The sequence below is a fragment of the Tsuneonella rigui genome (assembly GCF_003958625.1).
Taxonomy (GTDB): domain Bacteria; phylum Pseudomonadota; class Alphaproteobacteria; order Sphingomonadales; family Sphingomonadaceae; genus Tsuneonella; species Tsuneonella rigui.
Window position 1 is genome coordinate 39,087 of the sequence record NZ_RSEL01000014.1, and the last position, 20,782, is coordinate 59,868.

At 68.2% G+C, this 20,782-nt stretch carries 22 protein-coding genes; 12 read left to right on the top strand and 10 right to left on the bottom strand.

Annotation, left to right across the window (positions count from 1 at the left end; genetic code table 11):
- Positions 1 to 82: 82 nt before the first annotated feature.
- Positions 83 to 880: a transglutaminase-like domain-containing protein gene (locus ELY12_RS06410; RefSeq protein ID WP_126175873.1), complete on the top strand. Its 798-nt coding sequence runs from the start codon at positions 83 to 85 to the stop codon at positions 878 to 880.
- 82 nt (positions 881 to 962) lie between these two features.
- A complete protein-coding gene (locus ELY12_RS06415; protein WP_126175874.1) occupies positions 963 to 1,625 on the top strand; it encodes a L,D-transpeptidase family protein in 663 nt (220 codons plus the stop codon).
- On the opposite strand, the gene tilS is transcribed toward ELY12_RS06415, so the two are convergent.
- The 5 genes from tilS to ELY12_RS06440 all read right to left on the bottom strand — a co-directional run bounded on the left by tilS (position 1,622) and on the right by ELY12_RS06440 (position 7,483).
- Positions 1,622 to 2,608, bottom strand: a complete 987-nt coding sequence (tilS, locus tag ELY12_RS06420; RefSeq protein ID WP_241229761.1) for a tRNA lysidine(34) synthetase TilS — start codon at positions 2,606 to 2,608, stop codon at positions 1,622 to 1,624. The two genes, ELY12_RS06415 and tilS, sit on opposite strands and share 4 nt — an antisense overlap.
- The gene (locus ELY12_RS06425; protein ID WP_241229753.1) at positions 2,604 to 3,521 is read right to left on the bottom strand and encodes a hypothetical protein; all 918 of its coding nucleotides are present in this window, start codon (positions 3,519 to 3,521) and stop codon (positions 2,604 to 2,606) included. The genes tilS and ELY12_RS06425 overlap by 5 nt, the downstream gene beginning before the upstream one ends.
- A gap of 81 nt (positions 3,522 to 3,602) precedes the next feature.
- Positions 3,603 to 4,433, bottom strand: coding sequence for a helix-turn-helix domain-containing protein (locus ELY12_RS06430; RefSeq protein ID WP_126175876.1), 831 nt, complete (start codon positions 4,431 to 4,433; stop codon positions 3,603 to 3,605).
- A 126-nt stretch (positions 4,434 to 4,559) separates the two neighbouring features.
- Positions 4,560 to 6,827 carry a phosphoenolpyruvate--protein phosphotransferase gene (ptsP, locus tag ELY12_RS06435; RefSeq protein ID WP_126175877.1) on the bottom strand — a complete coding sequence of 756 codons (2,268 nt, stop codon included), beginning with the start codon at positions 6,825 to 6,827 and terminating at the stop codon, positions 4,560 to 4,562.
- Between the two features lie 497 nt (positions 6,828 to 7,324).
- The gene (locus ELY12_RS06440) at positions 7,325 to 7,483 is read right to left on the bottom strand and encodes a YdcH family protein (RefSeq protein WP_338142053.1); all 159 of its coding nucleotides are present in this window, start codon (positions 7,481 to 7,483) and stop codon (positions 7,325 to 7,327) included.
- 219 nt (positions 7,484 to 7,702) lie between these two features.
- Here ELY12_RS06440 and ELY12_RS06445 point away from each other — a divergent pair, with 219 nt between their 5' ends.
- Both ELY12_RS06445 and ELY12_RS06450 read left to right on the top strand, forming a co-directional pair.
- A complete protein-coding gene (locus ELY12_RS06445; RefSeq protein WP_126175966.1) occupies positions 7,703 to 7,900 on the top strand; it encodes a YdcH family protein in 198 nt (65 codons plus the stop codon).
- A gap of 105 nt (positions 7,901 to 8,005) precedes the next feature.
- Positions 8,006 to 8,458: a DUF1465 family protein gene (locus tag ELY12_RS06450; RefSeq protein WP_126175878.1), complete on the top strand. Its 453-nt coding sequence runs from the start codon at positions 8,006 to 8,008 to the stop codon at positions 8,456 to 8,458.
- Here ELY12_RS06450 and ELY12_RS06455 read toward each other — a convergent pair.
- Positions 8,455 to 9,915 (bottom strand): glycerol kinase, encoded by a 1,461-nt coding sequence (locus tag ELY12_RS06455; RefSeq protein WP_126175879.1) that lies wholly within the window; start codon positions 9,913 to 9,915, stop codon positions 8,455 to 8,457. The two genes, ELY12_RS06450 and ELY12_RS06455, sit on opposite strands and share 4 nt — an antisense overlap.
- A 41-nt stretch (positions 9,916 to 9,956) precedes the next feature.
- On the opposite strand from ELY12_RS06455, the gene ELY12_RS06460 reads away from it, so the two are divergent.
- The 6 genes from ELY12_RS06460 to ELY12_RS06485 all read left to right on the top strand — a co-directional run bounded on the left by ELY12_RS06460 (position 9,957) and on the right by ELY12_RS06485 (position 16,148).
- Complete coding sequence (locus tag ELY12_RS06460; RefSeq protein ID WP_126175880.1) at positions 9,957 to 10,832, top strand: MBL fold metallo-hydrolase; 876 nt, start codon at positions 9,957 to 9,959, stop codon at positions 10,830 to 10,832.
- Complete coding sequence (locus ELY12_RS06465; protein WP_126175881.1) at positions 10,817 to 11,497, top strand: DUF4230 domain-containing protein; 681 nt, start codon at positions 10,817 to 10,819, stop codon at positions 11,495 to 11,497. The genes ELY12_RS06460 and ELY12_RS06465 overlap by 16 nt, the downstream gene beginning before the upstream one ends.
- Before the next feature lie 91 nt (positions 11,498 to 11,588).
- Entirely contained in the window at positions 11,589 to 12,392 is an 804-nt protein-coding gene (locus ELY12_RS06470) for a hypothetical protein (protein WP_126175882.1), read from the top strand.
- 59 nt (positions 12,393 to 12,451) lie between these two features.
- The gene (locus ELY12_RS06475; RefSeq protein WP_126175883.1) at positions 12,452 to 13,039 is read left to right on the top strand and encodes a hypothetical protein; all 588 of its coding nucleotides are present in this window, start codon (positions 12,452 to 12,454) and stop codon (positions 13,037 to 13,039) included.
- Complete coding sequence (gene nadA / locus ELY12_RS06480) at positions 13,036 to 14,028, top strand: quinolinate synthase NadA (RefSeq protein ID WP_126175884.1); 993 nt, start codon at positions 13,036 to 13,038, stop codon at positions 14,026 to 14,028. Before ELY12_RS06475 ends, nadA begins: the two co-directional genes overlap by 4 nt.
- A complete protein-coding gene (locus ELY12_RS06485; RefSeq protein ID WP_126175885.1) occupies positions 14,025 to 16,148 on the top strand; it encodes a prolyl oligopeptidase family serine peptidase in 2,124 nt (707 codons plus the stop codon). Before nadA ends, ELY12_RS06485 begins: the two co-directional genes overlap by 4 nt.
- Here ELY12_RS06485 and ELY12_RS06490 read toward each other — a convergent pair.
- A complete protein-coding gene (locus ELY12_RS06490) occupies positions 16,145 to 17,032 on the bottom strand; it encodes a DMT family transporter (protein ID WP_126175886.1) in 888 nt (295 codons plus the stop codon). The two genes, ELY12_RS06485 and ELY12_RS06490, sit on opposite strands and share 4 nt — an antisense overlap.
- A gap of 51 nt (positions 17,033 to 17,083) precedes the next feature.
- Here ELY12_RS06490 and ELY12_RS06495 point away from each other — a divergent pair, with 51 nt between their 5' ends.
- Complete coding sequence (locus ELY12_RS06495) at positions 17,084 to 18,196, top strand: alkene reductase (RefSeq protein ID WP_126175887.1); 1,113 nt, start codon at positions 17,084 to 17,086, stop codon at positions 18,194 to 18,196.
- Positions 18,197 to 18,199: 3 nt separating this feature from the next.
- Here ELY12_RS06495 and ELY12_RS06500 read toward each other — a convergent pair whose 3' ends face one another.
- Positions 18,200 to 18,514, bottom strand: a complete 315-nt coding sequence (locus ELY12_RS06500) for a hypothetical protein (RefSeq protein ID WP_126175888.1) — start codon at positions 18,512 to 18,514, stop codon at positions 18,200 to 18,202.
- Positions 18,514 to 19,179 (bottom strand): lipoyl(octanoyl) transferase LipB, encoded by a 666-nt coding sequence (gene lipB / locus ELY12_RS06505; protein WP_126175889.1) that lies wholly within the window; start codon positions 19,177 to 19,179, stop codon positions 18,514 to 18,516. The genes ELY12_RS06500 and lipB overlap by 1 nt, the downstream gene beginning before the upstream one ends.
- Positions 19,180 to 19,251: 72 nt before the next feature.
- Here lipB and ELY12_RS06510 point away from each other — a divergent pair, with 72 nt between their 5' ends.
- The gene (locus ELY12_RS06510) at positions 19,252 to 20,079 is read left to right on the top strand and encodes a DUF7847 domain-containing protein (protein ID WP_126175890.1); all 828 of its coding nucleotides are present in this window, start codon (positions 19,252 to 19,254) and stop codon (positions 20,077 to 20,079) included.
- 4 nt (positions 20,080 to 20,083) lie between these two features.
- Here ELY12_RS06510 and ELY12_RS06515 read toward each other — a convergent pair whose 3' ends face one another.
- Complete coding sequence (locus ELY12_RS06515; RefSeq protein WP_164549428.1) at positions 20,084 to 20,710, bottom strand: class I SAM-dependent methyltransferase; 627 nt, start codon at positions 20,708 to 20,710, stop codon at positions 20,084 to 20,086.
- Positions 20,711 to 20,782 lie beyond the last annotated feature (72 nt).

Genomic DNA, 20,782 nt, shown 5'->3' on the forward strand with positions numbered 1-20,782 from the left:
CTTTGCGAATGCGACTAGCGCGCGGGCGCGGCGAATGACAGGGCGAAACCCATGCCAATCTGTGCGCGTTAGAGCTTCCGCTATGCCGATCGCCATTTCCTCCCGGTTCGACTTCACCTGCGACCAGCCGACCGACATCATCCTCCAGTTCGAAGCCGCGGCGATCCCCGAGCAGCGCGTGCTGTCGACCGACACCCGCATCAACTGCGCGGACATCGCCCGTGTGGCGGCGCACGACGGGATCGGCGAGCGCGTGCTGTTCGAGGCGACCGGCAAGATCGAGGTCGGGTACGAGGCTCTGGTGGAGGTCGAGCGGCTGGCGCCCGACATCTCCGGCCTCGCCCAACTCAGCCCGCACGACCTGCCCGGCGAGACGCTCGATTACCTGCTCGATTCCCGGTACTGCCCCGCCGACCGCTTCCAGCCGTTCGTCGAGGACGAGTTCGGCGGCACCAGCGGCGGCGCGCGGGTGCAGGCGATCCACGACTGGATCGCGCAGCACTTCACCTACGAACAGGTCAGCACCACCAGCACCACCGCGCTCGACAGCTTCGTCGAACGGCGGGGAATCTGCCGCGATTACGCGCATGTGCTGATCACGCTCGCGCGCGCCTCGACCATCCCGGCGCGCTACGTTTCGTGCTTCGCGCCGGGCGTGAATCCGCCCGATTTTCACGCGCTGGCGGAGGTCTTCCTCGCCGACGACAGCACGCCCGGCGGCGGCGCGTGGTACATCGTCGACGCGACCCGCATGGCTGACCCGGCGGAGACGGTGAAGATCGGCGTCGGGCGCGACGCCGCCGACGTCAGCTTCCTCACCAGCTTCGGCGCGTCGAATTTCGGCGACAAGACGGTGACCGTCACCCGCCGCAACGCTTAACCTTTGCCGCGCCGCCGTCCCGCCGGGGGACGCGCGGCCGGGTGGGGTGGAACGCGTCCGCCGGCTGGCGCATAGCTTGGCCATGGACGCGATCATCAAGTGGGTTGGCGGCGCGACGGCCGCGGTGTTGCTGGGCTTCACCGGAGCCGCCTTCGCCACCGGGCAGTTTTCTCCCAAGGAGCAGCCGGCGCCGAGCCTCGAACAGGCAATCCCGGCCGAGCCCGCGGCGCTCGTTCAGGCGCGCAAGCCTGCCGCGGCACCGGGCATCGCGCCGGCCGAGCAGGCCTTCACCGTCAAGCGTATCCTGCCGATCGACGGCCCGATCAAGTACGGCGAGTGGCATTGGGATGACGCCGGCGTGCCGGACGGCCCGCTGGTGATCACGGTCGATCTCGACGCCCGTGTGCTGTCAGTATTCAAGGGCGGCTACGAGATCGGCGCGGCGGCGGTGCTGCTGGGGACGGACGAGTATCCGACCCCGCTCGGCACTTTTCCGATCCTCGCCAAGCAGCGCCACAACAAGTCGGAGAAGTACGGCAACGCGCCGATGCCGTGGTCGATGTTCCTGACCAGCGACGGGGTGGCGATCCACGGCGGTCACGTGGTCGAGAATGGCTACGCCAGCCACGGCTGCATCTCCGGGCCGGACGGGTTCATCGAGAAGATCTTCGCCATCGCCAAGCCGGGCGACAAGGTCGTCATCACCCGCGGCGAGATGATGAAGCTGGGGCAGAAGATCGTCTAGGTTTTGCGGGGCGGCTCGCGTTCGAACCGCCAGGCGTCCACCTGCGTAAGCGGATCCTTCTGGTGCCAGGCGCGCTTGGCCATGACCCCGCCCAGCGTCGCGTGGCCATCGGTTTTCAACTGCTCGACCATCTGCGCCACGGCCGAGCGCGGAACCTCGGCGCCGAGGTCGCTCAGCACCCGGCCGACGAGTTCGGTCTGGATCAGCCGCGCATGGCCCCAGTGGACGAACGCGACTTCGCCCTCCCAGAATACGTAACGGTGGGAAGCGTCCAGCACCGCGTCGTCGACCGCCTCCTCGGCGTCCTGCAAGTACGCGGCGCTGCGGGCGATCGCTTGCGGATCGAGCCACGGGGTCTCCGCCAGCGCCTGCCGCATCTGCACCCGGTCGAAGCGGGTGTCGTCGTTCGAGGGATCGCGCACCGGGTCGATCCCGGCGTCGGCGACGATCTGCGCGAGTTCCGTTCGGCGCCAGTGGAGCAACGGCCGGACCACGAGATACTCGCCGAGCGGGTTCTCTCCGAACACGATCCTGCGGGCGCGGATGCCGGCGAGGCCGCTCAATCCGCTGCCGCGGTTGAGCCGCATCAGCACGGTCTCGGCCTGGTCCTCGGCATGATGCGCGGTGGCGAACACTTCCGCGCCGCGCCGCCCGAACGCGCCGCACAGCGCCTCGTAGCGCGCCTCCCGCGCGCGATCCTGCAGGTTGCCGGGCTCGACCGTCACTTCGACCGTCTCGTGCGGCACCTTGAGGTCGGCACACAGCCGCGCGACCATGCGCGCCTCACCTACGGCTTCGGGCCGCAATCCGTGATCGACGGTCGCCGCGATCACGCGCCCCGGCAGCGCGGCATGGGCGAGCAGCAGGAGTGCGACGCTATCCGGCCCACCCGAGACCGCGACGCCGAACTTGCCGCCCTCGCCAATCTCGGGCCAGACGCGCCGCAGATCGGCGCGAAAACGCTCTACGAGCGCGTTCTCAATTGCACTTCACCTTGCCGCGGTCGGCATCGTACTGGCTCTTGAGCCGGCCGCTCGCGACCGCCGGATAGGTCTCGCCGAACTCCGCGAGCGCGATGCAGGCGCGCTTGGTGTCTTTCACCGCGATCATCGATTCCGCGAGGTACAGCAGGCTGTCGGGCGCGCGGGCGCCCTGCTTGTCGCTCTGGTAGTTCTTGAGGAACCACGGCGCCGCCTCGTTGGGCTTGCCGCCGTCGAGATAGGCTCGCCCCAAGAGGTTACGGCCGTAGCTGATTTGCGCGTGCTTGGGATACTTCTCGACGTAAAGGCTGAGCTGCTGCTGCGCCTCGGGGTAGAACTTGGCCTCCCACAGGCGGAAGCCATAGTCGTACTCGTCCTTGCCCGGATCGTCGGTCTGCGGCTTGGCGATCGCCTGCACCGCGGCGAGCCGCTGGGCGGTCGGCTTGGCGGCGGGCGGCGGAGGCGGCGGAGTGCGCGTGGCGGTGACCGCCGGAGTGGACGTGGGCGTGGGCGTGACAGCCGGAACGGTCGCCGCCGCCGCGGCAGTGCTGGTCACCTCGAGCGCGCCCAGGCGCGTGCCGAGCTGCGCGATCGCGTTGGTGTTCTCCTCGGTCTGCGAGGTCAGGCGCGCGATCTGGCTTTCGAGCGCATCGAGCCGCGCGAGCATGTCGGTGACCGCGGTGGTCGAGGGGCGCGCGGCGGTGGTGCCGGTCGGCTGCGCGGCGGTGATCTCGGGCTCGAAGTACTTGCCGTCGCCGCCGGGGAACACCTTGCGCTGCAGCGCGCGGATCTCGGTCTCGGCCTTCTTCAGCCGCGCCTCGGTCGAGCCGTCCTGCGCGCTGGCCGGCAGCGCGGCCCCCGCCATCGCCAGAACCGCGAGCGGCGCCGCGAGGCCGCGAGTGAGATTGATCCCCATGAAAGTCCGTCCCGTCCAATATTCCACGCTACCGGTTTCGCCTTCTGTGGACGAACCGCCGATGAACGCGGTGGTTAACCTTTACGTACCGCTCGGTCCAGCCGCCGGGACCGCGGTTTGCCCGGTTCCGCGCGCCAGCAACGCCTGCGCGGTGACCGGCACGTCCTTCATAATCCCCTCGCTCTCGGCGAGCCTAGGCACCGGCTTGCCGCCGACGGTGATCGCCAGCGCATCGGGCCGCCCGGTCCACACCTGCGGTCCCTGCGCCTCGGCCGGCACCGTGTAAGTCTCGCCCTTGGCCATCTGCTTCTGCATCAGCTGCGCGCCGGCCCCGTCGTAGAACTTGACCCACACGCCGTCCTCCAGCGCGGTGAACACCACCGGGCCGGTCGCGGCAGCGGCGGGCGTGGCAGCGCGCGGCTGCGCCTTGGCCTTCGCGTTGGCCGCCGCGATGCGCTGCTCGTCGAGCAGCGAGCCGGGGCCCGAACCGGGCGAGATGATCCGGCTGTAGAACATCACCGCGCCGGCGACCAGCAGGATCAGCGCGAACAGGCTGAACAGCGCGAGGCCGCGCGAAGGAACCCGCGCCGGATCGCCCGGCTCGAAGGTCGCCGCGCGGTTGCGGTCGCCGCCCTGGTTGGCTGCGAGCTCCGCGCGGACCTCTTCCACCACCGCCCGATCGTCGAGGCCAACCGCCTTGGCGTAAGTCCGGGCAAAGCCGGTCGCGTAGGTCTTGGCCGGGAGGCTCGCGAAATCGCCGCGTTCGATCATTTCGAGGTGCCGCGCGGGTATCCGCGTCTCCGCCGAAAGCTGCGGCAGCGTCATCCCCGCCTGCTCGCGCGCCATGCGCAGGCGATCGCCCACGCCGTGCAGCGGCAGTTGTCCGTCGTGCGGACCTGTGTCTTCGTCCATCTGGCGTCCCGAAGTTACGACCCGCGCCCCCGCGCGGTTTGAGCCGCCGGGCTTGGCCGCTGTCAAGCTTGCCGACACCTGAACATCACAAGCCCAGCGACGAACCGCGCCTTACGCACGGCGAGTTCAGTCGGTATCGATGCCGTTCGCCTCGGCCCAGGCCTGCAGCTCCTCGCGGATGCTGGCGGTCGGCGAAGACAGCAGTCGCTTCATTGTCGTCCCGATTTCATTGAGGTCGACCTTGCGCACCAGTTCCTTGATTGGCCCGACTGACACCGGCGTGATCGAGAACCGGCGGAAGCCCAATCCGAGCAGCGCGAGCGCCTCGAGCCGCCGCCCGCCCATCTCGCCGCAGATGCCGAGGTCGATCCCCGATCCCGCGGTCGCCTGGGTCACGCGCGCGAGGAAACGCAGGATCGCCGGGCTCAGCCAGTCGTACCGCTCGGCGAGCTTGGGATTGGCGCGGTCGGCGGCGAACAGGAACTGGGTCAGGTCGTTGGTGCCGACCGACAGGAAGCTTAATTTCGGCAGCAGGATATCGAGCGTCTCGGCCAGCGCCGGCACCTCCAGCATCGCGCCATAACGGATCGCCTCGGGCAGGATCTTCTTCTGGCTCTTGAGGTACGCGAGCTGCTTGTCGAACACCGCCTTGGCCGCGTCGAATTCCCACGGCTCGGACACCATCGGGAACATCACGTTCAATGACTTGCCCGCCCCTGCCTCCAGCAGCGCGCGCGCCTGTGCCTTGAGCAGCCCCTCGCGCTCCAGCGCCAGCCGCAGCGCGCGCCAGCCCATCGCCGGGTTCTCGTCGTTCTCGCTTTCCTCGGAATCGAGGTAGGGCACCGCCTTGTCGCCGCCGATGTCCACCGTACGGAAAATCACCGGCTTGTCGCCCGCCGCGTCGAGCACGTCGCGGTAGAGCCGCGTCTGCCGCTCGCGCGCGGGCAGCGTGGCCGAGACGAGGAACTGGAATTCGGTGCGGAACAGCCCGATGCCGTCAGCGCCGACCAGCGGCAGCGAAGCGAGATCATCGCGCAAGCCCGCGTTCATCATCACCTGAATGCGCGTGCCGTCGCGGGTGAACGGCTCGATGTCGCGCATTTCGGCATAGGCCGCCTGGCGCTGGCGCGACGCGGCGAAGCGTTCGGCGAACAGGTCGATCGTCTGCTGGACCGGGCGGATATGCGCGATGGCCTTGTCGGCATCGAGCAGGATCTCGTCGCCCTCGCGCACGATCCCGCGCAGGCCCCGTGCACGGCCGAGCACCGGCACGCCCATCGCCCGCGCGACGATCACCACGTGCGCGGTGAGCGAGCCTTCCTCGAGGATCACGCCCTTCAGCCGCCGGCGGTCGTATTCGAGCAGTTCGGCAGGCCCGAGGTTCTTGGCGATCAGGATCGTATCGCGCTTCAGCCCTTGAGTCGCCGCGGTGCCGAGCTGGCCCGAGACGATCCGCAGGAGGCGGTTCGACAGGTCCTCCAGATCGTGCATCCGGTCCGCCAGCAGCGGATCGTCGATCTCGCGCATGCGCATGCGAGTGCGCTGCTGAACCCGCTCAATCGCCGCTTCGGCAGTCAGGCCGGAATCGATCGCCTCGTTGATCCGCCGGCCCCAGCCTTCGTCGTAGGCGAACATCTTGTAGGTCTGCAGGATATCGTCGTGCTCGCCGCCCTTCCCGAACTCGGCCTGGTTCGCCATCGCGTCGATCTGGTCGCGCATCTTGTCGAACGCGCGATAGACCCGCTGGCGCTCGGCCTCGATGTCGTCGGCAACGACGTGGTCGATGTGCACCCGCGGCTGGTGGAACACCGCGCTGCCCCCGGCGATGCCTTTGACCAGCGTCAGCCCCTGGATCATCTGCGGTCCGGTGGCCGCCTCGCCCAGGTTCGAGGTTTCTTCGTCGACCAGGTCGGCATTGGCGATCAGTTCGGACAGCACCATCGCGACGGTCTGCAGCGCCTCGATCTCGATATCCTCGTAGCGGCGCGGATCTGCGTGCTGGACGCACAGGGTACCCACGGCCCGCTCGCGGTGGACGATGGGGACGCCGGCGAACGAGTGGAACTTCTCCTCGCCGGTTTCAGGGCGGTAGGCGAAGTCGGGGTGCGCGGCGGCTTCGGCGAGGTTCAGGGTCTCGATATGCTCGGCGATGATGCCGTTGAGGCCCTCGCCGATCGCCAGCCGGGTGACGTGAACCGCGCTCTGTTCGAGGCCGCGGGTGGCAAACAGCTCGAGCATGCCTTCGCGCAGCAGGTAGATCGAGCAGACCTCGCTATCGAGCGTCTCGCCGATGATTTCGACCACGCGGTCGAGCTTGCCCTGCGGGTGCAGGCGCGAGGCCATGACCTCGTGCAACTGGTTGAGGATCTGGCGAGCGGCGGCAACGGCGGACATCGGTGTGGGGGACTAGCCGATGATGGCGGGCAAGGGAAATGTCGATGCGGCTCGCATTCTCACTTGCGTCCCTGCCCTAACGCCCCTCACCTGTCGTCGGCCCGGACTTGATCCGGGCCAGTGCTTTCTTCTCGAGCACCGGAGAAGAAAAGCACCACCCCGGGTCAAGCCCGGGGCGACGTTGTGGGTGGGTGAACGATACGCGTGACCCGTACATCAGGCTCGCGCCGCAAGAGCACGGTCGGCGGAGTCGGAGCCGAAGGCGCAGTCGGCCGAAGGCCACCTGCACAGCAGACCGCAAGGCCGATCGGCCGCCCGCAGGCGCCCTGTAGCGAAGCGGAAGGAACGCGCCGAGGACGCTCGCGCGGAGGCGCGAGCGAAACGCAAAGATCAAAAACGAAAAATGACGCGCGCGGATGCCACTCGCATCGCATCCGCCGCGCGTCATTCCCTCCCGTCACCCGGACGGTCACACCCCCATTGGACGGGGGAAGCAGTCAGATCTGGTTGAGCTCTTCCTTGATGCGCAGCTTGGCGCGCTTCAATTGCTGGATCATCCCTGCGTCCGGCGCCGGCCGGCCAAGTTCTTCCCGCAGGCGGGCGTCGATGCCTGCGTGCTTGGTCTGAAGAGCTTCGGAGTGGGACGATGACAGCATGCGTGTTCTCCTTTTTGCGGGCCTGTGCAGCAAGTGCTTGCGGCCCGGGAAAGGCGACCAGTGCCAGCAGGGACTCGGCCCGCGCAGGCACCGCCGCGCTGAGTGCATAGAAACATACGAATCACGGCTTGCGAAGCCCCTACGATTGCCTATTCGACGAGCCGCGCGGTGGCGCGCGACGAGCCGATGAGCGGCCGTTTGGCGGGGGACTTGGGAACGGTGACCGAACAGGAGCTGAAGAAGCTGCTGGCCTCGCTCAGGACCGAGCATCGCGACCTCGACGCGGCAATCGATGCGCTGAGCGGATCGGGCTCGACCGACCAGCTGCAGATCGCTCGCCTGAAGAAGCGCAAGCTGCGGCTCAAGGACCAGATCGCGATCGTGGAGGATCAACTGCTGCCCGATATTATAGCGTGAATCTGGGGTAAAAATCGTCCCATCCCGGCACGATGCGAAAACAGTGCGGGATTGTTGGGTTACCCTTGTGGCGGCGCCGAGTCGCGGGCGATAGCTGCTAGTTCGATGTCTATTCCGACCGATATCAGCAAACCGATTATCGAGGCGCTCTACTGCGAGGCGCTGGTGCTGGCCGACGAGGTGCGCGCCGCATTCGACCTCGCGCCCACGCGCAGCGAAGGTGAGGACATGGTGCGCATCGCGCTATCGGTCGAAGGGCTGCGCACGACCACGCGGATGATGCACGTGCTCGCGTGGCTGCTCAATCACCGCGCCTACTTCGCGGGCGAGCTGTCGGAGTTCCAGCTCCGCCGCCACGGTGTGCTCCCGCCCGACCGCGCGGCCGATCCCGAGCAACTCGCCAGGCTCGAGCCCGAGACTTGCGCGCTGATCGCCGAGACCGAGGCGTTCCACGGACGGGTCGCGCGGCTCGATGCGGCCTGGCGTGAGCGGTTCGTGGTCCAGCCGGCGGTGCTCGGCCTGCGCGAGCGGTTGGGGCGCTCGCTCGGCTCGCTCTAGACCGCCGCCAGCGCGCGGATCCAGCGGGATAGCCGTTCGGCCCGCGTCGCCTGATCCATCGCCGGGGTGAACGTGCGCACTGCGCCGCGCATCGCGCCGACCGCGTCTTCCAGACTGCCGAACAGGCCCGCGCCAACCGCCGCGAGCACGCCCGCACCGAGCGCGGTGGTCTCGACCATGTCGGGCCGCTCGACCGGCAGGCCCAGCATGTCGGCGAGATCCTGCGCCATCCAGTCGTTCGCGCTCATGCCGCCGTCGATGCGGAGGCGCTGCCACGGTGCCCCATCGGCCGCGAAGGCTTCGGCGAGGTCGTGCGTCTGATGCGCCATCGCCTCGAGCGCAGCGCGCGCAATCTGTGCCTTGCCGCTCGAAAAGCTGAGGCCCGCGATCACCCCGCGCGCCTCGGCGTTCCAGTGCGGCGCGCCGAGCCCTGACAGCGCCGGCACGATCGTCACCCCGCCGCTGTCCGCCACCGAGCGCGCCAGCGCCTCGGTCTCCGCCGCGCTGGTGATCAGCCCGAGCGAGTCCCGCAGCCACTGCACCAGGCTGCCGGCGACGAACACCGAGCCCTCGAGCGCGTAGGTCCGCTTGCCATCCTTCTGCATCAGCACCGTGCCGAGCAGCCGGTTAGCCGAATGGGGGATGGCGCCGCCCATGTTGGTCAGCACGAACGCGCCCGTGCCGTAGGTCGACTTGGTCTCGCCCAGCGCGAAGCAGCCCTGCCCGATGGTCGCCGCCTGCTGGTCGCCGGCCAGCCCGGTGATCGGGATCGTCCGCCCGAGCAGCGTGGTCTCCGCGATCGGACCGTGGGTATCGACCACCACGGGCAGCGCGGAGCGGGGCACGCCGAACAGGTCGCACAACCCCGCGTCGCACTGCGCGCCGTCGAGCAACAGCAGCAAAGTGCGGCTGGCATTGGACGCATCGCTGACATGCGCTCCGCCCGATAGTTTCCACACCAGCCAGCTCTCGACCGTGCCCAGCGCCAGCCGCCCGGCCTCAGCGGCGCTCCGCACCTGGCCCTCGTTGTCGAGCAGCCAGCGCATCTTGGTGGCGGAGAAATACGGATCGAGCAGCAGCCCGGTCCGGCGCTGCACCTCCGCTTCGTGCCCCTGCTCCTTTAGCCCAGCGCAGAAATCCGCAGTCCGCCGGTCCTGCCACACGATTGCCCGCGCCAGCGGCTCGCCCGACTGCCGGTCCCATGCGACCACCGTCTCGCGCTGGTTGGTGATACCGATCGCCGCGATCCGCTCTAGCCCGATCCCCGCCGTGACTTCTTCGGCGCAGGCAAGGGTGAAGCGCCATATCTCCTGCGCGTCGTGCTCGACCCAGCCGGGCCGCGGGTAGTGCTGGGTCAGCGCCCGCTGCGCCACCGCCGCCACCCGGCCCGTCAGATCGAACGCAATCGCGCGGGTCGAAGTGGTGCCGGAATCGAGAACCAGGATGTGGTCGGACATGGCGGGTGACATGCGGCATCGCGGGCCCCATATGCAAGCGCATGGCAGGCCCCCCGCCCAAACCCTGGCCGACCGGCTTGGCCGAGCAGGTTGAACCTCTTGTGCGCCGCGTTCTGGCGCCCAATCCCTCGCCTTACACCTACACCGGGACCGAGACCTACGTCGTCGGCGCGGGCAGTAACGTCGCGGTGATCGACCCCGGTCCGGCGGAACCCGCGCACCTCGAGGCCCTGCTCGGCGCGATCGGCGACGCCAAGGTCGCGGCGATCATGTGCACCCACACCCACCGCGACCACTCCCCCGCCTCGCGCCCGCTGGCGGAGAAGACCGGGGCTCCGATCGTCGGCTGCGCGCCGCTCGTGCTCGACGACAGCGGCCCCCGCGCCGACGCCGCGTTCGACCGCGACTACGCACCCGACCGCGTCATGGAGGACGGCGAGGCGATGACCGGCGACGGCTGGACCCTGCGTGCAGTCCACACCCCCGGCCACACCTCCAACCACTTGTGCTTCGCGCTCGAGGAAAGCGGCGCGCTGTTCACCGGCGACCATGTGATGGGCTGGTCGACGAGCGTGGTGGTCCCGCCCGACGGCGACATGACCGCCTACATGGCCAGCCTCGACAAGCTCTATGCGCGCGAGGACACGGTCTACTACCCCGCGCATGGTCCGCAGATCGACAAGCCGCGCCAACTGGTGCGCGGGATGATCGGACACCGCCGCCAGCGCGAGAACCAGATCGTCCGCATTCTCGCCGAGAATGGCACGATGCGCGCCGCGGATTTCGTGCCGCTGATGTACAAGGGCCTCGACCCGCGGCTGATCGGCGCCGCCGAGATGAGCGTGACCGCCCACCTGATCGATCTGGAACGGCGCGGCATGATCGCCCGTTCGGGTGAGATATGGACCGCACAATAACCGACCGCGACGTTCGCACGCCTGTTGTGGACGAACGCCCCCTCGCTCGCATCCAGGCGGTGCCGTGGCTCATCGTCATCGTCCTCATCGCCGCGGTCGCCTGGCTCGGCTGGCGGGCATTTTTCTACAATGAGGAAGGCGATCCGGTCGGCAGTGCGATGCTCGCGTTCGAGAAGCAAAACTCTTTGAACGTCTTCTCCAGCCGGTTCGAGATCGTCGCCGAAAGCCAGAACGCGCAAGGCGTGCTCGGGATCGACCTGCTCAAGAGCCGGCAAGCCTCGATCATTCCCGCGACCGTCACCTATCGGCTCGATCTCGCCAACATGGACCGCGACGCGTTCCAGTGGGACGCGGCGAGCGAGACGCTGAACGTCGTCCTGCCGCCGCTGCGCATCTCGCGCCCTAATCTCGACGAAGCGCAGGCGCGCGTGTTCACCGAAGGCAACTGGGTCACCGCGGGCGCCCAGCGCAGCCTGTCGAAGAACAACTCGCTGCAGGCGGAGCGCAGGGCGGCGGTGTTCGCCAAGAATCCGCAAGTCCTCGCGCTTGCCCGCAACGCCGCCAAGGAGGCGGTGCGCCAGAACCTCGCCATCCCGCTGCAGGTCGCGGGCTACGAAAACGCCAAGGTGACGGTGCGCTTCGAGGGCGAGAAGACGGGGAACTGAGCGGCGCCCGCGATTGACCCCCTCCCGCGCCGGGAGTAATTCGCAGCCATAACAATATTCGGGGTCGCTGGTTTTCGGAGGGGAAATCGGCATGGCAACATTGGCCGCAACTGCGCCGTACGAAGAACCCGCTCGCGAGGAGCGGTTCTTCAGCAATCTCGCCATCTTCATGGCGCTGGTGATCGTTGCCGGGTTCTCGACCCAGTTCCTCGCCGGCCGCTCGACCTTCGCCTCACCGCTGCGGGTTCATTTCCACGCGATCGCCTTCATGGGCTGGACCGCGATCTTCGTGACCCAGAGCTGGCTCGCCACGCGCGGGCCGATGGCGCTGCACCGCAAGCTCGGCTGGGTCGCCGTCGCGTGGATGGCGCTGATGGTGACCGCCGGGCTGATGGTGATCACCGCGGTGGTGCGCAACGGCACCTCGCCGTTCTTCTTCCAGCCGCAACACTTCCTGATCGCCAACCCGCTGTCGATCCTGCTGTTCGTCGGCTTCACGCTGGCCGCGGTGAAGCTGCGCCACCGGACCGATTGGCACGCGCGGCTGCACATCAGCGGGATGACGATGATCATGGGCCCGGGCTTCGGCCGCCTGCTGCCGATGCCGCTGCTGATCCCCTACGCTTTCCAGGCCGCGGCGGGAGCGGCGGTGATCTTTCCGTTGATCGGCATCGTGCGCGATCTGCGCCGGAACGGCCGCGTCCATCCCGCGTGGTGGCTGTGCCTCGCCGGCCTGGCGGTCCTCGTCGCGCTGCCCGGACTGATCGCGCCGACCAAGCTGGGCGACAGCCTCTACCGCTCGGTCACCGCTGGTACGCCGGGGGCATCGATCGACGGCATGGCGTTCGCGGCCCCGCCGGCGGACGGAACGCGCCGGCCGCGCAATCCCGGCTGAGTGACCGGCGGCGACGCGCCGCTTTCCTACACGGGGCGAAATCTGCATCACCCTGGGTGATGAAGACCTATCCGAAAGCCCGCCGCCGCAGGGCGCACCATCCGCGCGTGCCCGCCTTCCTGCCCGTCCTCCAGCGTGCCCGAAGCGACGGGTGGACGCCGGAGCGGCAGGCGCGCTTCCTCGCCGAGCTGGCGATCACCCGATCGGTCACCAAGGCGGCGCGCAAGGTCGGCATGGCGCGCGAGACCGCCTACCGCCTCCGCGCGAAAGCAGGCGGAGAACATTTTGCCGCCGCTTGGGAAAAGGCACTGGGCCGCGACGGGCCGAAACCTAAGGTCACATTCGAGGAGCGGCGCCGGCGGGCGCTCGAAGGTCTCCTCCAGCCGCGCATCTACGGCGGGAAATGCACCGCGATCGCGCATAAAGCCGACAATACTGCGCTTCTCGGCCACCTCGCGGCGCTCGACCGGTTCGGCATCGACGAGGAACCGCCGGGCGAAAGGTCACAGAGTTTCGCACCCCATTCCCAGGGACAAGTAGCGCATAGTCCCCCGGCCCTACCCTCGCCATTGCCGCGCCGGGCGGAGGGTCCTATCTCGCTCTCGCGGCGCGAATACTTCGCGTCCAAGCGACAAGGATCCCGATGACCGACCTGTCCCGCAGCCTCCCCACCGGCAACGACCTGCTCGCGGAGATCGACCGCCTGCGCAAGGAGCGCAACGCGGTCATCCTGGCGCATTACTACCAGAAGCCCGCGATCCAGGACATCGCGGACTTCGTGGGCGACAGCCTCGAACTGTCGCGCAAGGCGGCCGAGACCGACGCGGACGTGATCGCGTTCTGCGGGGTCAAGTTCATGGCCGACACCGCCAAGATCCTGTCCCCCGAGAAGATCGTCGTCCTGCCCGACATGGACGCCGGCTGCAGCTTGGAGGACTCCTGCCCGCCGGAGAAGTTCAAGGCGTTCCGCGAGGCGCACCCCGATCACATCGCGCTGACCTACATCAACTGCTCGACCGAGGTGAAGGCGCTGTCGGACGTGATCGTCACCAGCTCCAGCGCCGAGACGATCATCAGTCAGATTCCGCCCGAACAGAAGATCATCTTCGGCCCCGACCGGCACCTCGGCGGCTACCTCAGCCGCAAGTTCGGGCGCGAGATGCTGCTGTGGCCGGGGGTGTGCATCGTGCACGAGGCGTTCAGCGAGACCGAGCTCCTGAAATTGAAGGCGCAGTACCCCGGCGCGCCGGTCGCCGCGCATCCCGAGTGCCCGCCGACGATCGTCGATCATGCGGACTATGTCGGCTCGACCAGCGGCATCCTGCAGTTTGCCAAGACCTTCCCCGGCGACACCCTGATCGTCGCGACCGAGCCGCACATCATGCACCAGATGGAACTGGCGATCCCCGAGAAGACCTTCATCGGTGCACCGGGGGCGGACGGCAACTGCAACTGCAACATCTGCCCGTACATGGCGCTCAATACGCTCGAGAAGCTCTACGCCGCGCTGCGCGACCTCGAGCCGCGCATCGAGATCGAGGAAGGCCTGCGCATCCGCGCCAAGCGCAGCCTCGACCGGATGCTGGAGATGGCGAGCGGGACGATCGGCATGGGTGATTTGGGGAACCGCGCGTGAAGCGCCTCCTCGCGATTGCCGCACTCGCCGGCCTGAGCGCGTGCGCCACCACGCCGGCGCCGGAGAGCGCCAGCGCCGAGGGCGATCCCTACCTGTGGCTGGAGGATATCCACGGCGATCGCGCGCTGGCGCAGGTCAAGGAATGGAACGCGAAGACCGAGGCGGCGCTGACCGCCGATCCGCAATATGAAAAGGACCGTGCCGAAGCGCGCGCGATCCTCGACGATGAAAGCCAGATCGCCGAGCCCGGCCAGGTGTTCGGCGACCAGGTCACCAACCTGTGGCGCGACGCCGCACATCCGCGCGGGCTGTGGCGGCAGGCGAGCCTCGCCTCGTTCCTCGGCGGCAAACCGCAGTGGCAGACGCTGATCGACGTCGACGCGCTGGGCAGGGCGGAGGGCAAGAGCTGGGTGTGGCACGGCGCGAACTGCCTCGCGCCCGAATACCGCCGCTGCCTTGTCTCCTTGAGCCCGGGCGGCAGCGATGCCGACGTGGTGCGCGAATGGGACCGGACCACGCGCAGCTTCGTCGAAGGTGGCTTCGTGGTCCCCGAGGCGAAGAGCGACGTGACTTGGCTGGACGAGAACACGCTGCTGATCGGTACCGACTGGGGCGCCGGGTCGATGACCAATTCGGGCTACGCGCGGATCGTCAAACGTTGGCGCCGCGGCACCCCGCTGGTGAGCGCGGTGACCGTCAAGGAAGGCACGCCGACCGATATCCAGGTCAGCGCGTTCTCGGTGCTCGACGGCGACACGCGCTACACCTTCGTCAGCCAGGGGACGAGCTTCTACGCCAGCGACACCTGGCTGCTGGGCAAGGACGGCTCGCTGACCCGCACCCCGGTGCCCGATACCGCCGACATCCAGGGCGTGCTCGGCGGCGACCTGATCGCGTTCCTCAACAAGCCGATGGGGTCGTTTCCCGCCGGCGCGGTTGTCTCGTGGCCGATAGCGGGGGTGATCGCCGGCAGTAATCCGGCGCCGCGGCTGGTTTTCCAGCCTACGGGTAAGCAGTCGGTGCAGGGCGTTTCGACCACCGATCACGCGATCTGGATTTCGCTCCTCGACGACGTCTCGGGCAAGCTGGTCGCGCTGACCAAGGCCGGCGACGGCTGGAAGCAGCAGGCCGCCGCGCTCCCCGACAAGGCGACGCTGGCGCTGGTGTCGAGCGATGACGCGCACGACACCGCCTTCGTGACCACGCAGGGCTTCGTGGTGCCGCCCACGCTATACGCCGTATCGCTCGACGGCCAGGCGCGCGCGCTGCAGTCGCTCCCGGCTCGGTTCGACGCGAGCACGATCGACGTCGAGCAGCACTTCGCGACCTCGAAGGACGGGACGAAAATCCCCTACTTCGTCGCCCGCAAGAAGAGCGCGTCCGGGCCGGCCGCCGCGCTGGTCCACGCCTACGGCGGCTTCCGCAACCCACAGCTACCGACCTACCTCACCACCGAGCCCTACCGCGCCGGCCCGCTCGCCAAGTGGTGGGTCGAGGACGGGCAGGTCTATGTCCTCGCCAACATCCGCGGCGGCGGCGAGTACGGCCCGGCGTGGCACGAGGCGACGCTGCGCGAGAAGCATCAGAACGCCTTCGACGACCTCTACGCGGTGTCCGAAGACCTCGTCGCGCGCGGCCTCACCACCAAGGGCAAGATCGCGGTCTCCGGCCGCTCCAACGGCGGCTTGCTCGCGGGCGCGGCGATCACGCAGCGGCCCGACCTGTTCGGCGCGGCCATCATCGGCTCGCCGCTGCTCGACATGCAACGCTATAGCCACCTCCTCGCCGGTGCCTCGTGGGTTGAGGAATACGGCGATCCCGACTTGCCTGGGGACTGGGCATTCATCTCGAAGTACTCGCCGTATCAGGCGGTCAAGGCGGGCGTGAAATACCCGCCGGTGTTTTTCTACTCATCGACCGAGGACGACCGCGTCCACCCCGGTCACGCGCGCAAGATGGCGGCGAAGCTGATCGATCTCGGCAACCCGGTGTACTTCCACGAATACCTCGAAGGCGGCCACTCGGTCGGCGCGGATCACGCCGAGGACGCGGTGCGCGCGGCGTTGCTCCACGCCTATCTCAAGCGGGTACTGATCGAGGGGAACCGATCGGCGCCTTAGCGGCCCTTCGCGAGCACCAGCGCGACGCTGACCAGCGCCATGCCGGCGACGTCGGGCAAGCCGAGCGTTTCGTGGAACGCCAACCAGCCGACCAGCGCGGCGAGCGCGGGCTGGGTCAGCAGTGCCATGCCGACCACCAGCGGGGTGAAGTGCTTGAGCGCATAGACCAGCAGCCCCTGCCCGATCACCTGGCTCGACAGCGCGAGTGCGACCACCGGCAACCACCCCTTCGCCCCGGGCAGAACAGGCTCCCCCATTGCCAGCGCGATGGCCAACAACATCGGCGCGGCCGAGGCGCAGACCAGCGCCAGCACGCTGAATTGCCCCATCGATGCCCGCGCGTTCTGCGCCGGCACGAGGTAGAACACGTAGAACACGCCCGCAAGCAGGCAGAACAGGTCGCCGACCAGTGTCGCGGTCGAAATCTCCAGGCTGCGCCCGAGCAGGATCGCCGCTCCGCCCAGCGCCGCCGCGAGCGCCACGCCCTCCCGCAAATGCGGCGCGCGTCGCAGGGCGATGAAGCCCCAGAGCATCAGCAGGATGCTGCCCGAATTGCCGAACAAAGTGGCGTTGCCGAGCCGGGTCTGCTCGATCCCGATGTGCCAGCTTGCCAGATCGGCGGCGAAGAACGCGCCCGCCGCGAGCAGGACAAGCACAGTCCTGCGACTGGCCGGCGCGACCGGCTTCTCACGCCACGCCAGCAGCGCGAACAGCGGGAGCGGCAGCAGCATGCGCCAGAACCCGGCTGAGACCGGCCCGGTATCGCTCAGCCGCACAAGCCACGGTCCCAGCGCGAGCGCGGCATTCCCACCCAGCAGGGCCGCGAAGTGGCGCAGCCGGGGGTGCAAGTTTTTCTCCGCGTCGGGGTGTGTTGCGCTCGCCATGGGGCCGCCCTAGCTCCGTTGCGAAACGAAACCACAAAGAAAAGGCCACCCATGCACGAAGCCTTGTTCCAGCCCATCGACCTCGGCGCGATCCGCGCGAAGAACCGCATCCTGATGGCGCCGCTCACTCGCGGCCGCTCGACCCAGCCGGGCTCGGTGCCCAACGCGATGATGGTCGAGTACTACCGTCAGCGCGCCGGCGCGGGGCTGATCATCAGCGAGGCGACCGGGATCAGCGTCGAGGGCCTCGGCTGGCCCGCCGCACCCGGGATCTGGAGCGACGAACAGGTCGAGGGCTGGAAGCCGGTAACCCAGGCGGTCCACGATGAAGGCGGCAAGATCGTGCTGCAGCTGTGGCACATGGGTCGGCTGGTCCACCCCGACTTTCTCGGCGGGAACCCACCGGTGTCGGCGAGCGCGACCTGCGCCCCCGGCCATGCCCACACCCCGACCGGCCGGCAGGACTATAAGCCCGCGCGCGAACTCGCGAAGGAAGAGATCGCCCGCGTCGTCGGCGACTACCGCAAGGCGGCCGAGAACGCGAAGGCCGCGGGCTTCGATGGCGTCCAGCTCCACGGAGCCAACGGCTATCTCGTCGACCAATTCCTGCGCGATGCGACCAACCTGCGCTCCGACGAATACGGCGGCAGCGCGGAGAACCGCACCCGCTTCCTGCGCGAAGTGTTGACCGCGCTGATCGAGGTCTGGGGCGCGGACCGCGTCTCGGTTCGCCTGTCGCCCAACGGCGAGACGCAAGGGTGCGACGACAGCGATCCCGCGACCACCTTCGGCGCGGCGGCCAAGGTGTGCGAGGAGTTGCAGCTCGGCTTCGTCGAGCTGCGCCAGCCGGGGCCGGACGGCACCTTCGGCCAGACCGACGTGCCGCAGCAGGACGGCGTGATCCGCGCGAACTACAGCGGTCCGCTGGTGCTCAATAGCGACTACACCGCGGAGAGCGCCGAGGCCGACGTGACCAGCGGTCGGGCCGATGCGATCGCGTTCGGCCGCCCCTACATCTCCAACCCCGACCTCGCCGAGCGCATCCGCGTCGGCGCGGAGTGGGCGCCCAACGTCAACGTGCCGGCGAGCTGGTACCTGCCGGGACCGGCGGGCTACATCGACTATCCGACGATGGACGAGGAAACCGCCGACGCGGCGGAGTAGGCCTCAGTTCTCGGCTTGCGGCGTAGCACTAGTGCTCGCCGCAGCCGAGGGCGAAGCGTCTGCCGTCGACTCTTCCGCGTCTGGGCTGTCGGCCGGCTTGTCGACGGTGTCGGACGAAGTTTCGCCGCCGTTGTCCGCGCTTTCGCGCAGTGGCGGGCTTTGCGATTGCACCGTGTCGAGCGGCAGCATCGAATCGCTGATCGACCCGCCGAGCACCTCGCCCGCCGCGGTCTTGCGCTCCGGTCCTTTCTCGCCCGAGCCGTTGCACCCGGCGAGGAGCGCCAGCAAGGCCATGGCGGCAAGGCGATTGGACATCATCAACGGTTCTCGCACGGCTTGATTCCGGCGAGGAAATCGCCGGCGCGGGCGAGCAATGCCGCATCGAAGGCCTCCGGCGCAAGGTCGATGCCGAGCCGGGCGAGGCTGGTGACCCCGAACTCCGCGATCCCGCACGGCACGATGCCGCCGAAATGCGACAGGTCGGGCGCGAGGTTGACCGAGAACCCGTGCATCGTGACCCATCGCCGCACGCGCACGCCAATCGCGCCAATCTTGGCCTCCGAGCCGTCGATGTCGCGGGTCCAGATGCCGATCCGCCCGGGCGCGCGCCAGGTTTCGAGGCCGATGTCGGCGAGCGTCGCGATGACCCAGCCCTCCAACGCATGGACAAACGCACGCACGTCGCGGCCCCGCCGGCCCAGATCGAGCAGGACGTAGCCGATCCGCTGGCCAGGCCCGTGATAGGTGTAACGCCCGCCCCGCCCCGCCTCGACGACCTCGAACCGCGGGTCGAGCAGTTCATCGCCGGCCGCGCTGGTGCCCGCGGTATAGACCGGCGGATGCTCGAGCAGCCAGACCAGCTCGCGCGCCTCGCCCGCGGCGATCGCGCGATTGCGTGCCTCCATCTCCGCCAGCGCCTCGCGGTAGGGGACTTGGCTGGTTGAGATGCGCAATTCGATCTCGGGCGGAAGGTCTGTGGACATCGAGAGATTGCGTGGGGCGCCAAGCGGCGGTTATCAAGGGGTGAGAAGGCCGCATAAGAGGGATCGGGCACAATGAAATTCGATATGGGCGCGGCGTGGAACGAGGCGATGCGCCTGATTGGCGCCAACCGCCAGGTGGTCGCGATCGTTGCGGGGGTATTCTTCTTCCTCCCCTACCTCGCGTTCATGCTGCTGCTGATGAACCAGATGACGGCGCTGGAGGCTTCGCAAGCCGCCAACCCGGATCCCGAGGCGATGGGCCGGGCGATGCTCGCATTCTACGGCGATATCTGGTGGATCGTCCTGCTGCTTACAGTCGTCTTTTCGATCGGCATGATCGGCTTGCTTACGCTGCTGACCGATCGGAGCCGGCCGACTGTCGGCGAGGCGCTCAAGGTCGGCGCCCGGCTGTTCCTCCCGTATATCGGCGCGCAGCTCCTGCTCAGCGTCCTGTTCGGGCTCCTGCTCCTGGTGCCGATCGCGATTGGCGCGGGCGCGTCGGTCGCAGCCGGGGTGCTTGTCGGCGCGCTCGCCCTGGTCGCGTTTTGCTATCTCTTCGCGAAGTTCATACTCACCCCTGCGGTCATCGCGATCGAGCGGCAAGCCAATCCTATGGCCGCCCTCAGCCGCTCATGGCGGTTGACCAAGGGCAACTCCGTGCGGATCTTCTTCTTCCTGGTCTTGCTGTTCTTCGCCCTCGGACTGGTGGGAGCGGTGGTCAGCGGTATCGTGGGATTGGTGCTCGCGCTGGGCGGAGCGGAGACAGCGTTAATCGGACAGGCGATCGTGTCCAGCCTGGTCTATGCCGTGTTCTACGTGATCTTGCTCAGTCTGTTGGCGGCAATCTATCGCCAGCTTGCCGGCCCGTCGGCCGAAGCGGTGCGCGAAACCTTCGACTGAAGGCTTAGTCCTTCCAGCCCCAGAACAGGCGGCAAGGGAGCACATTGAGCGCCTCGAACCCGCTGTCGATGCGGCGGAAGTGCTTGGCCATGAAATCGCGCGCGGCGGCGCTGAATTGGTACACCAGGAACGCGCCGCCCGGGCGGATGATGCGATAAGTCGCGGCCGCGATTTCCGGGCCGACGCCATCGGGCAGGGTCGAGAACGGCAGGCCCGACAGCACGTAATCGGCGTGGTCGAATCCGTGCGCTCGGACGATCTCTTCGACGTCCGCCGCGCTGCCGAGCACCGGCTTGAAGCGGCCGTCGGTGATCGTCTTCTTGAGGTAGTCGATATAGAGCGGATTGGTGTCAATCACGATTAGCGTGCCGTCTCGCCGCATCCGCTCCAGCACCGGGCGGCAGAAGGTGCCGACGCCGGGGCCGTACTCGACGAACACCTGGCATTCGTCCCACTTCACCGGACCGAGCATCTTGTCGATCGTGAAGCGCGAGGACGGGATGATCGAGCCGACCATCTTCGGATGCTCGAGGAAGCCGCGGAAGAACACGCCCCACTGGCCGAAAAAGCGCGCCGTCTTCTGGCCGAAGCTTTCGCGGCGGCGGATCGCCAATTCGTTGGGGGTGGTCAAAGCTAAGCGCGCCCTGTCTGCCGCCCCGACGGGGCCGTTTGCAAGGGCGCGGCACTGGCAGTTTCGCAGCCG